The sequence below is a fragment of the Streptomyces sp. SL06 genome, from assembly GCF_058244745.1.
In genome coordinates, this window is the sequence record NZ_JBSYOT010000002.1 from 700,621 (window position 1) to 714,381 (window position 13,761).

General features: G+C 71.6%; 1 protein-coding gene (only partly in view). It reads right to left on the minus strand.

What is annotated here, in order from left to right:
* On the minus strand, positions 1-13,740 hold the 5' end (the start) of the coding sequence (locus AC4IHM_RS03400; RefSeq protein WP_490865592.1) for an SDR family NAD(P)-dependent oxidoreductase. It extends 17,934 nt beyond the left edge of the window; only the first 13,740 of its 31,674 coding nucleotides appear in the window; its start codon is at positions 13,738-13,740; its stop codon lies off the left edge, out of view.
* Positions 13,741-13,761: the final 21 nt, after the last annotated feature.

Sequence of the window (13,761 nt, forward strand, 5' to 3'; positions counted from 1 at the left end):
CAGAGCGATCTCGGCGAACAGTTCGTCACCGCGCCGCCAGGCCGCGCGCAGCCCCCGGAAGGCGGGGCCGTAGCCGAATCCGGCCTCGGCGAGGCGGTCGTAGCAGTCGGACACGTCGACCGCGACGGCGTCCGCCGGCGGCCACTCGACGGCCCGGAAGTCGCTGGGGGCGACGGGCTCGGCGACGAGCGTGCCGGTGGCGTGAACCGTCCACGAGGCGCGGGTGTCGTCCTCGTCGCGCGTGTGCACGGCCAGGGAGCAGCGACCGTCCTCGTCGGCGGCGCCGACCCGCACCTGGACCTGCACGGCGCCCCGTTCGGGCAGCGTCAGCGGCGCGGACAGGGTCAGCTCCTCGACCTGGCCGCAGCCCACTTCGTCGGCGGCGCGGAGTGCCAGCTCCAGCAGCGCCGTTCCGGGCACCAGAACGACGCCCTGGACGGCGTGGTCGGCAAGCCAGGGGTGCGACTGGGTGGAGAGGCGTCCGGTGAACAACAGGCCGTCGGAACCGGCCAGTTCGACGGCCGCCCCGAGCAGCGGGTGCCCGGCGGCACCGAGTCCGGCGAAGCGCACGTCACCTGCGCGGGTGAGGGTGCCCTCGGGCCAGTAGCGTTGCCGCTGGAAGGCGTACGTCGGCAACTCGACGGCACGTGCGCCGGTCCCGGCGAGGAAGCCGGCCCAGTCGATGTCCACGCCCACGGTGTGGAGTCGGCCGAGCGCGGTGAACGCCGCCGCCACCTCCTCGCGGTCCTTGCGCAGCACCGGGACCAGGACCGCGTCCTCGCCCGCGCTCTCCCGCGCCATGCCGCTCAGCACACCGTCGGGACCCAGCTCCACGAACCGCGACACACCCTCCGCGGCCAGAGCACGCACACCGTCGTCGAACCGCACCGCCTCACGGACATGCCTCACCCAGTACTCGGGCTCCTCCACCTGTCCGGGCTCCGCGAGTGCGCCGCTGACGTTGGAGATCAGCGGAATCCGGGGCGCCTGGAAGGCCAGCCCCTCGACTACCTCGCGGAAGTCGCCGAGCATCGGCTCCATCAGCGGGGAGTGGAACGCGTGCGACACGCGGAGCCTGCTCACCCGACGCCCACGCTCACGGAAGGCATCGTCGATGGACTCGACGGTCTCCTCCAGCCCGGAAACCACCACTGAGGAAGGCCCGTTGACCGCAGCGATGGACACGTCGTCGGTGAGGTGCGGCAGCACCTCCCCCTCCGTCGCCTCCACCGCCACCATCGCGCCGCCCTCGGGAAGCGCCTGCATCAGCCGGCCACGCGCCGCGACCAGGGCACACGCGTCCTCAAGGGAGAACACCCCCGCGACATACGCGGCAGCCACCTCGCCAATGGAGTGACCGGCCACGAACTCAGGCCGCACACCCCACGACTCCACAAGCCGGAACAGCGCCACCTCCACCGCGAACAGCCCCGCCTGCGCGAACACCGTCCGGTTCAACAGCCCGGCGTCCTCACCCCACACCACATCCCGCACCGAACCATCCAGATGAGCATCCAACCCGGCACACACGGCGTCGAAGGACTCCGCGAACACCGGGAACCGGGCATACAACTCCCGCCCCATACCAAGCCGCTGAGACCCCTGACCGGAGAACAGGAACGCCGTACGACCGCCGGTAACCACACCCTCCACAACCCGGGCATCCGGCACACCCGACGCCAACGCACCAAGCGCCGCCAGCCGGTCACCACCACCCAGCACCACCGCACGATGATCGAAGGACGTACGACCCGACACCAACGAATACGCCACATCCAGCACACTCACCGAACCACCAGCCACAAACTCCCGCAGCCGCTCCGCCTGCCCCCGCAACGCCTCCCACGACCGACCCGACACAACCCACGGCACATCCCCCACCGACGACTCAACACGCCCCACCTCAGCAACCGGCTCGGCCTGTTCAAGAATCACGTGCGCATTGGTGCCGCTGATACCGAAGGACGACACACCCGCCCGACGGACACGCCCCTCCCCCGGCCACACCTGCTCCCCGGTCAGCAGCTCCACCGCACCCGCCGACCAGTCCACATGCGAACTGGGCGCATCCACGTGCAGAGTCCGCGGGAGTACACCGTGCCGCATCGCCATCACCATCTTGATGACACCCGCCACACCCGCAGCCGCCTGCGTATGCCCCAGATTCGACTTCACCGAACCCAGCCACAACGGACTCTCCACATCCCGGTCCCGGCCATACGTCGCCAGCAACGCCTGAGCCTCGATCGGATCACCCAGCGTCGTCCCCGTACCATGCGCCTCGACCACATCCACATCCCCGGCCGACAACCCACCACTCGCCAACGCCTGACGAATCACCCGCTGCTGCGACGGACCATTCGGCGCCGTCAACCCATTCGACGCACCATCCTGATTCACCGCCGAACCCCGCACCACCGCCAACACCCGATGCCCCAACCGACGAGCATCCGACAACCGCTCCAACACCACCACACCCACACCCTCGGACCAGCCCACCCCATCAGCCGCATCCGCGAACGAACGGCACCGCCCGTCCGACGACAGCCCACCCTGCCGCGAGAACTCCACAAACGTCGTCGGCGTCGACATCACCGTCACACCACCTGCGACGGCGAGGGAGCACTCACCCGACCGCAATGCCTGCGCCGCCCAGTGCAACGCCACCAACGACGACGAACACGCCGTGTCCACCGTCACCGCGGGACCCTCGAACCCGAACGTGTAGGACACCCGTCCCGAAGCCACGCTTCCGGCGCTGCCGCTGCCCTGGTAGCCCTCGTGCTCGGGGCCGGCCAGCAGGTTGGCGTAGTCGTGGTACATGACGCCGGCGAAGACGCCGGTCTGGCTGCCGCGCAGGGAGACCGGGTCCACACCCGCCCGCTCGATCGCCTCCCACGTCGTCTCCAACAGCAACCGCTGCTGCGCGTCCGTCGCCACCGCCTCACGCGGACTCATCCCGAAGAACTCCGGATCAAAACCCGCAGCCTCATACAAGAACCCACCCGAACGCGTATACGTCGTACCCGGCACACCCCGGTCCTCGCTGTACAACGCATCCACATCCCAGCCACGGTCCGCCGGGAAATCACCCACCGCGTCCACACCCTCGGACACCACACGCCACAGGTCCTCCGGCGAGGACACCCCACCCGGATACCGGCACGCCATGCCGACGATCACCACCGGATCGTCCGCCACCGACGGCAACGACGCGGCCGGAACCACCTCGGCCGACTCCACGACACCGAACAGCTCGTCCAGCAGATAACCCACCAGCGCGTGCGCCGTCGGATAGTCGAAAACAACCGTGGCAGGCAGCCGCAGACCCGTCGCCTTGCCCAGACGATTGCGCAGCTCCACCGCCGTCAGCGAATCGAAACCCAAGTCCTGGAATGCCCGCGCCGGATCCACCGTCTGCGCACCCGCATGACCCAACACCACAGCGATCTGCCCACGCACCAGATCGAGCAGCATCTCCCGCCGCTCCTCCACACCCAGCGAACCCAACCGCTGCACCAGACCCGCCGTCGCCGCCGAACCACCCGCAACCGAACGGCGCTTGCGTGTGCCGGTCAGGCCGCGGAGCAGGTTCGGGATGTCCTGTCGGCCGCGCAGCGACGCGAGGTCGAGGCGGACGGGCAGGACGACGGGTTCACCGGAGGCGAGGGCCGCGTCGAACAGAGCCGTCCCCTGCTCCGCCGTCACCGGCGGCAGCCCCGAACGCGCGATACGACGACGATCCGTCTCCGACAGACCCTCCGCCATCCCCGCATCCTGAGCCCACGGACCCCACACCAACGACACAGCAGCAAGACCCAGACCCCGCCGATACTCCACCAACGCGTCCAGGAACACATTCCCCGCCGCATAAGCGGACTGCCCGGCACTCCCGAACACCCCCGCCACCGACGAGAAGACCACAAACGCCGCCAGATCCACACCCAACGTCGCCCGGTGCAGATTCCACGCCGCATCCACCTTCGGACGCAACACACCCGACACCCGCTCACCCGACAACGACTCCAACAACCCGTCGTCCAACACACCCGCCGCATGCACCACCGCACGCAGTGGACGGTCGGTCGGTACTCCGGCGAGCAGGACGTCCACGGCGGTGCGGTCGGCCAGGTCGCAGGCGGCGATCGAGACGCGTGCCCCGGTCTGTGCCAGCTCCTCGACCAGTTCCTCGGCGCCCTCGGCCGCAGGGCCGCGCCGGCTCACCAGCAGCAGGTCACGCACACCGTGCTCGAACACCAGATGCCGGGCCAGCACACGCCCGAGACCACCCGTCCCACCCGTCACCAGGACGGTGCCCTCGTCCAGGCCGGAAAGGCCAGACAGGCCGGACAGGCCGGTGCGGGTCCCGTCGGCGTGAGTCGCGGCGCCCGCCGTCCGGGTCAGTCGCGGCGCCCACGCGCCGCCCTCGCGGACGGCGTACTCGGTCTCGTCCAGCGCGAGAGCCGCACGGAGGGCGGTGGCGTCCGCGCCGTCCTGCCGGTGCAGCAGTCCGAAGCGTCCGGGGTGCTCCAGTGCGGCGGAGCGCACCAGGCCCGTCACGGGCGCGGACGTGAGTCCGTCGGCGCCGCCCGTCACGAACACGAGCCGGGAGTCGGCGAATTGCTCCTCGGCCAGCCATGCCTGTGCGAGTTCCAGGGCCCAGACGGCGGCGAAGTGCGCGGAGTCCACGACCTCCGCGCTGTCGCCCACGTCCGGGACACCCACGAGCACCACGGACGGCACCTCGTCGGCGGCGGCCAGCTCCTCAAGCCCCGGGAAGGCCAGGAACCCGTCACCCGCGAGGGCCGGGGTTCCGAAGTCCTCGCCGGGAGCCAGCACCGCCACCGGACCGACCTCGTCGGCACCGTCCACCGCGCGCGCCCGGACCCAGTCCACCCGGTAGAGCGGCTCGGCCGCGGGCACGTCGCGCGCCCCGTCGGTGGCGGCGCGGACGGTCAGGCACTCGACCGAGGCGACCGGCGCTCCGGTGGGGTCGGCCAGTTGTACGGCCAGGGTGTCGTCGCCGGTCCGGGTCAGACGAACGCGCAGGGCGGAGGCACCGGAGGCGTGCAGCGAGACCCCCTCCCAGACGAACGGTACGCCCACCGGAGCGTCGCCGTCGCCGTAGGCGAAGGAGGAGTGCAGGGCCGCGTCGAAGAGCGCCGGGTGCAGGACGAACGCCGTACCGTCCACGCCGTCGGGCAGGGCGACCTCGGCGAACACGTCGTCGCCGCGCCGCCAGGCGGACCGCATGCCCTGGAAGACGGGGCCGTAGTGGAGTCCGGCCTCGGCGAGGCGGTCGTAGCAGTCGGACACGTCGACCGCGACGGCGTCCCGCGGCGGCCATTGCGCGACCTCGAAGTCGGAGGCCGTGGCGCCCGGGGCGAGGACGCCCTCCGCGTGCGGGGTCCACGGCCGGCCTTCTTCGGCGGCGTCGTCCCGCGAGTGCACGGCGACGGTACGCCGGCCCGCGTCGTCGGGTGCGCCGACGCTCACCTGGATGCGTACCGCGCCCCGCTCGGGCAGCACGAGGGGTGTGGCCAGGGTGAGTTGCTCGACGGTGTCGCAGCCCGCCTCGTCGGCGGCGCGGACGGCGAGTTCCAGCAGGGCCGTGCCGGGGACCAGGACGAGGCCCTGGACGGCGTGGTCGGCAAGCCAGGGGTGCGACTGGAGGGAGAGGCGGCCGGTGAACAACAGGCCGTCGGAACCGGCCAGTTCGACGGCTGCCCCGAGCAGCGGGTGTCCGGCAGCGCCCAGTCCGGCCTGTCGCATGTCACCGGTGCCCGCGACCGTCCCGGTGGGCCAGAAGTACTCGTGCTGGAAGGCGTACGTCGGCAGGTCCACCGGCTGGGCGCCCGTGCCGTCGAGCACGGTTGCCCAGTCGGCGGTCACACCGCGGACATGCAGTTGCGCCAACGCGGTGAGGACGACGGTGACTTCCTCGCGGTCCTTGCGGAGCAGCGGGACCAGGACCGCGTCCTCGCCCGCGCTCTCCCGCGCCATGCCGCTCAGCACACCGTCGGGACCCAGCTCCACAAACCGCGACACACCCTCGGCAGCCAGAGCACGCACACCGTCGTCGAACCGCACCGCCTCACGGACATGCCTCACCCAGTACTCCGGAGCGGCCAGTTCACCCGCCCCGGCGATACGACCGGACACATTCGACACCACCGGCACAACCGGCTCCGCAAACGACAACCCACCAAGGGCCTCACGGAAGTCGTCGAGCATCGGCTCCATCAACGGCGAATGGAACGCGTGCGACACACTCAGCCGAGACGTACGCCGTCCCAGCCCACGGAACACCTCCGCGACCGCCTCAACAGCCTCCGCCACACCCGAAACCACCACCGACGACGGCCCGTTGACCGCAGCGATGGACACCCCGCCGGAGAGATGCGGCAGCACCTCCGCCTCCGCCGCCTCCACCGCCACCATCGCGCCACCCTCCGGCAACGCCTGCATCAGCCGGCCACGCGCCGCAACCAGAGCACACGCATCCCCAAGGGAGAACACCCCCGCCACATGCGCGGCAGCCACCTCACCGATCGAGTGACCAGCCACGAACTCCGGCCGCACACCCCACGACTCCACCAGCCGGAACAGCGCCACCTCAACCGCGAACAGCCCCGCCTGCGCGAACACCGTCCGGTTCAACAGCCCGGCGTCCTCACCCCACACCACATCCCGCACCGAACCATCCAGATGAGCATCCAACCCGGCACACACGGCGTCGAAGGACTCCGCGAACACCGGGAACCGGGCATACAACTCCCGCCCCATACCAAGCCGCTGAGACCCCTGACCGGAGAACAGGAACGCCGTACGACCGCCGGCCTCCCTCTCGCCGACGACGGCGGCCGGGTCGGGTTCGCCGACGCATACGGCGGCAAGGCCCCGGACCGCGGTCGCGCGGTCGTCGGTCAGGACGACGGCACGGTGGTCGAACAGGGCACGCTGGGTGGCGAGGGAGAGCCCGATGTCCACGGGGCTCAGACCGGGGTCGGCCTCGACGAGGGCCAGCAGTCGGGCGGCCTGGGCGTGCAGCGACTCCTCCGTCCGGCCCGACAGGACCCATGGCACGACACCCGGGGCCAGGGAGGCGACTCCGTCTCCGGACGGCTCCGCCTCGGCGACGGGTTCGGCCTGTTCGAGGATGACGTGGGCGTTGGTGCCGCTGATGCCGAAGGACGACACACCCGCCCGACGGACACGCCCCTCCCCCGGCCACACCCGCTCCCCGGTCAGCAGCTCCACCGCACCCGCCGACCAGTCCACATGCGAACTGGGCGCATCCACATGCAACGTACGCGGGAGTACACCATGCCGCATCGCCATCACCATCTTGATGACACCGGCCACGCCCGCAGCCGCCTGCGTATGCCCGAGGTTCGACTTCACCGAACCCAGCCACAGCGGACCGTCCGCGTCCCGGTCCCGGTCCCGGCCATAGGTCGCCAGCAAGGCCTGAGCCTCGATCGGATCACCCAGCGTCGTCCCCGTACCATGCGCCTCGACCACATCCACATCCCCGGCCGACAACCCACCACTCGCCAACGCCTGACGAATCACCCGCTGCTGCGACGGACCATTCGGCGCCGTCAACCCATTCGACGCACCATCCTGATTCACCGCCGAACCCCGCACCACCGCCAACACCCGATGCCCCAACCGACGAGCATCCGACAGCCGCTCCAAGACGAGCATGCCCACGCCCTCGGACCAGCCCACCCCATCAGCCGCATCCGCGAACGAACGGCACCGCCCGTCCGACGACAGCCCACCCTGCCGCGAGAACTCCACAAACGTCGTCGGCGTCGACATCACCGTCACACCACCGGCGACGGCGAGGGAGCACTCACCCGACCGCAAAGCCTGCGCCGCCCAGTGCATGGCGACGAGCGACGACGAGCACGCCGTGTCCACCGTCACCGCGGGACCCTCGAACCCGAACGTGTAGGAGACACGGCCGGACGCGATGCTGGGGGCGCTGCCGTTGCTGCGGAAGCCTTCGTACTGCTCGTCGGCGAGCATGTTGCCGTAGTCGTTGTACATGACTCCGGCGAAGACGCCGGTCTGGCTGCCGCGCAGGGAGACCGGGTCCACACCCGCCCGCTCGATCGCCTCCCACGTCGTCTCCAACAGCAACCGCTGCTGCGCGTCCGTCGCCACCGCCTCACGCGGACTCATCCCGAAGAACTCGGCGTCGAAGGCGCCCGCTTCGTGGAGGAAGCCGCCGGCCTTGGTGTAGGTGGTGCCGGTGGCCTCGCGGTCGGGGTTGTAGAGGCCGTCGACGTCCCAGCCGCGGTTGGTGGGGAACTCCGAGACGGCGTCGACGCCTTCGGACACGACACGCCACAGGTCCTCGGGCGAGGACACCCCACCCGGATACCGGCACGCCATGCCGACGATCACCACCGGATCGTCCGCCACCGACGGCAGCACCGCGGCCGGAACCACCTCGGCCGACTCCACGACACCGAACAACTCGTCCAGCAGATAACCCACCAGCGCGTGCGCCGTCGGATAGTCGAAAACAACCGTGGCAGGCAGCCGCAGACCCGTCGCCTTGCCCAGACGATTGCGCAGCTCCACCGCCGTCAGCGAATCGAAACCCAAGTCCTGGAACGCCCGCGCCGGATCCACCGTCTGCGCACCCGCATGACCCAACACCACAGCGATCTGCCCACGCACCAGATCGAGCAGCATCTCCCGCCGCTCCTCCACACCCAGCGAACCCAACCGCTGCACCAGACCCGCCGTCGCCGCCGAACCACCCGCAGCCGAACGGCGGGTACGGCGTCGGACGAGCCCGTGCATCATCGGGTGGAGGTCGCCCTGCTCGCGAAGTGCGGTCGGGTCGAGGCGGACGGGGAGGACAAGGGGCGCGGCGGTGGTCAGCGCGGCGTCGAAGAGGGCGGTGCCCTGCTCGGCGGTCAGTTCGGGCATTCCGGCGCGGGCGATGCGCTGGACGGAGGTGTCGGAGAGGGCGCCGGTCATGCCGGTGTCCTGGGTCCACGGTCCCCAGGCGAGGGAGGTGGCGGGGAGTCCCTGGGCGCGGCGGTGGGCGGCGAGGGCGTCGAGGAAGGTGTTGCCCGCGGCGTAGTTGGCCTGGCCGGGTCCGCCGAGGATGCCGGACATGGAGGAGAAGACGACGAAGGCGGCGAGGTCGAGGTCCCGGGTGGCCCGGTGCAGGTGCCAGGCGGCGTCCGCCTTGGCCCGCAGCACGCGCGAGACGCGCTCCGGGGTCAGTGCTTCGACTGTGCCGTCGTCCAGCACGCCGGCCGAGTGGACCACTGCCCGTACCTCGTGCCGGGCGATCAGGGCGGCCACCGCGTCCACGTCGGACACGTCGCAGGCCTCGACGGTGATCCGGGCGCCCGACTCCGACAGTTCGGCGACCAGTTCCGCCGCTCCCTCGGCGGCCGTGCCGCGTCGGCTCACGAGGAGGAGGTCCCGTACGCCGTGCTCGGTCACCAGGTGCCGGGCGAGGGCCCGGCCCAGTCCGCTGGTCCCTCCGGTCACCAGTACCGGACCGGTGAGAGTGTCCCACTGCGGGCCCTCGGCCTCGCCCGTTGTCGCACGGGTCAGGCGCGGCACCCGTACCTTTCCGTCCCGGACGGCCGTCTCGGCCTCACCGGTGGCGAGGGCGGCGAGGACGGTGTTCTGGTCGGCGCCCGGTTCGATGTCCAACAGGCCGAAGCGGCCGGGGTGTTCGGACACGGCGGACCGGACAAGGCCCCATACGGCGGAGGCGGGCAGGTTCTCGCCGTTCGGGGCGCCGGAAGTGACGAACACCAGGCGCGAGTCGGCGGCCCGTTCCTCCGCCAGCCAGGCCTGGACCAGATCGAGCGCGTGTGCGGCGGCGGAGTGCGTGGACTCCACGAGGCCGGACTCCACGGAGTCGGCGCCGTCCGCGTGGGGCATGCCCACCAGGACCGTGGGGGGCACTTCGGCGGCGGAGGCCAGCTCCTCCAGCGTGGAGTACGTGGCGAACTTGTTCCCGGCCGGGAGGGCGAGGTCGCCGAGCGCCACCGGAGTGGTCCGGTCGGTGTCGTCCCCGGCGGGTGCCGGGGTCCACTCCACCTGGAAGAGGGCGTCGCGGGTGAGGGTGTCGGCGCCCGTGACCCCGGGGGCGACCGCGCGCAGTACCAGGTTCTCGATAGTGGCGACGGGGTCTCCGGCGGGGTCGACGACGGCGACCGTGGCGGACTCGTCACCGGTGCGGGTCAGGCGGACCCGGACTTCGCGGGCTCCGGAGGCGTGCAGGCAGACCCCCTCCCACGAGAAGGGGACGACGCCGTGGGCGAGGCCGCCGAGGGCGGAGATGTGCAGGGAGGCGTCGAGCAGCGCGGGGTGCAGGCCGTACTCGGCGCCGTCCACTCCGTCGGGCAGGGCGACTTCGGCGAACACGTCGTTGCCGCGCCGCCAGGCGGACCGCAGGCCTTGGAAGAGCGGCCCGTAGTGGTAACCGCCGTCGGCCATGCGCTCGTAGAGGCCGGTGAGGTCGAGTCGTTCGGCGTCGGCGGGCGGCCAGACCGTCGTGTCGAAGTCGGCGGTGCGCTCACCGGGGGCGAGGACGCCGGTGGCGTGCTCCGTCCAGGGCGTGCCCTCTGCGCCCTCGGCGCGGGAGCGGGCGGTGAGCGTACGGCGGCCTGCGGCGTCGGGCGGGCCGACGTGCAGGTGGAGTTGGATGCCGCCCTGGGCGGGGACGACGAGGGGGGCGGCGAGGGTCAGTTCCTCGACGCGTTCGCAGTCGACCTCGTCGCCTGCCCGGACGGCGAGTTCGACAAAGGCGGTGCCGGGCAGCAGGGCGTTGCCCATGACGACGTGTTCGCCGAGCCAGGGGTGGGTGCGCAGGGAGAGCCGGGTGGTGAGCAGCAGGCCGCCGGAGTCGGAGAGTTCGACGGCGGCGCTGAGCAGGGGGTGCCCGGCGGCGCGGAGGCCCGCGGACTCGACGTCCCCGGCGGTGGTGGGGCTGGGCTCGGGCCAGTAGCGCTCGTGCTGGAAGGCGTAGGTGGGCAGGTCGGTCAGCCGGGCGCCGGTGCCGTCGAGGACTGCGGCCCAGTCGACGGTCACGCCCACGGTGTGGAGTCGGCCGAGCGCGGCGAGGGCGGTGGTCTCCTCCTCGCGGTCCTTGCGCAGCAGCGGGACCAGGACCGCGTCCTCGCCCGCGCTCTCCCGCGCCATGCCGCTCAGCACACCGTCGGGACCCAGCTCCACAAACCGCGACACACCCTCCGCGGCCAGAGCACGCACACCGTCGTCGAAACGCACCGCCTCACGGACATGCCTCACCCAGTACTCCGGAGCGGCCAGTTCACCCGCCCCGGCGATACGACCGGACACATTCGACACCACCGGCACAACCGGCTCCGCAAACGACAACCCACCAAGAACCCCACGGAAATCGTCGAGCATCGGCTCCATCAACGGCGAATGGAACGCGTGCGACACACTCAGACGAGACGTACGCCGCCCCAGCCCACGGAACACCTCCGCGACCGCCTCAACAGCCTCCGCCACACCCGAAACCACCACCGACGACGGCCCGTTGACCGCAGCAATGGACACGTCGTCGGTGAGATTCGGCAGCACCTCCGCCTCCGCCGCCTCCACCGCCACCATCGCGCCACCCTCCGGCAACGCCTGCATCAGCCGGCCACGCGCCGCAACCAGAGCACAGGCGTCCTCAAGGGAGAACACCCCGGCAACATGCGCGGCAGCCACCTCGCCAATGGAGTGACCGGCCACGAACTCAGGCCGCACACCCCACGACTCCACAAGCCGAAACAGCGCCACCTCCACAGCGAACAGCCCCGCCTGCGCGAACACCGTCCGGTTCAACAGCCCGGCGTCCTCACCCCACACCACATCCCGCACCGAACCATCCAGATGAGCATCCAACCCCGCGCACACCGCGTCGAACGACTCCGCGAACACCGGGAACCGGGCATACAACTCCCGCCCCATACCAAGCCGCTGAGACCCCTGACCGGAGAACAGGAACGCGGTGAAGCCTTCGCGGGCGGTGTCCTCGTGGAGGTCGGGGTGGGGTGTGCCGGCGGCCAGGGCGGTGAGGGCGGCCTCGGTGGTGGCGGGGTCGGTGGCGAGGACGACCGCGCGGTGCGGGAGGGCGGCGCGGCTGGTGGCCAGGGAGAGGGCGATGTCGCGGGCTCGGTCGTCGGTGGCCGTGAGGTGGGTCAGGAGGCGGCCCGCCTGGGCGCGCAGGGCGTTCTCGGAGCGGGCGGAGAGCGGCCAGGGGGTGACGGCCGGATCGAGCGGGGCCGGGAGCCCGGCGGCGGTGTCGGGCACGGCCGGGGTGCCGGAGTCCGTGGGCTCGGCGGGTTCGGGCGTGGCCTGTTCCAGCAGGATGTGGGCGTTGGTGCCGCTGATGCCGAAGGCGGAGACACCGGCGCGGCGGGGGCGGTCGGCGGTGGGCCAGTCGACGGCCTCGGTGAGGAGGGCGACCGAACCGGTGGTCCAGTCGACGTGGGACGTGGGAGCGTCGACGTGGAGGGTGGCGGGCAGCACGCCGTGGCGCATCGCCATGACCGTCTTGATGACGCCGGCGACGCCCGCGGCGGCCTGGGCGTGGCCGATGTTCGACTTGACGGCGCCGAGGAACAGGGGCCGGCCGTCGGGGCGGTGCTGTCCGTAGGTGGCGAGGAGGGCCTGGGCCTCGATGGGGTCGCCGAGGGTGGTACCGGTGCCGTGCGCCTCGACGGCGTCGACCTGGTCGGGGGTGAGGCGGGCGTCGGCGAGGGCGGCGCGGATGACGCGCCGCTGGGAGGGGCCGTTGGGGGCGGTGAGGCGGCTGCTGGCGCCGTCCTGGTTGACGGCGGAGCCGCGGACCACGGCGAGGACGGGGTGGTTGTTGCGGCGGGCGTCGGAGAGCCGCTCGACGAGGAGGACGCCGACGCCCTCGCCCCAGGAGGTGCCGTCGGCGGCCTCGGCGAAGGGCTTGCAGCGGCCGTCGGCGGCGAGGCCGCGCTGCCGGGAGAACTCGGTGAAGAGTTCGGTGGTGGGCATCATGGCGACGCCGCCGGTCAGGGCGAGGGAGCATTCGCCGGCGCGCAGGGCGCGGACCGCGAGGTGCAGGGCGACGAGGGAGGAGGAGCAGGCCGTGTCGACGGTGACGGCGGGGCCCTCCAGGCCGAGGGTGTAGGAGATGCGGCCGGACAGGACGCTCATGGCGCCGCCGGTGAGGTTGTGTCCCTCGGTCTCCTCGGTGGTGCGGGCGAGGGAGCCGTAGTTGGTGTCGGCGCCGCCGACGAAGACGCCGGTGTCGGTGTTGCGCAGGGAGGCGGGGCTGATGCGGGCGCGTTCGACGGCCTCCCAGGCGGTCTCCAGCAGAAGGCGCTGCTGGGGGTCCATGGCGAGGGCCTCGCGGGGTGCGATGCCGAAGAGGTCGGCGTCGAAGTCGGCGGCGCCCTGGAGGAAGCCGCCCTCGCGGACGTAGCTCTTGCCGGGGGTGCCGGGGTCGGGGTCGTAGAGGTCGTCCACGTCCCAGCCGCGGTCGTCGGGGAGGGGGCCGACCGCGTCGGTGCCGTCGGCGACCAGCCGCCACAGGTCCTCCGGGGAACGGACCCCGCCGGGGAAGCGGCACGCCATGCCGATGACGGCGATGGGCTCGCTGTCCCGGGACTCGACAGACTCCAGCCGCAGCCGGGTGCGGCGCAGGTCGGCGGTGACCTTCTTGAGGTAGTCGCGGAGCTTGGCTTCGGAGCTTGCCATGGGGTGGTTCCTCTGAGGGGT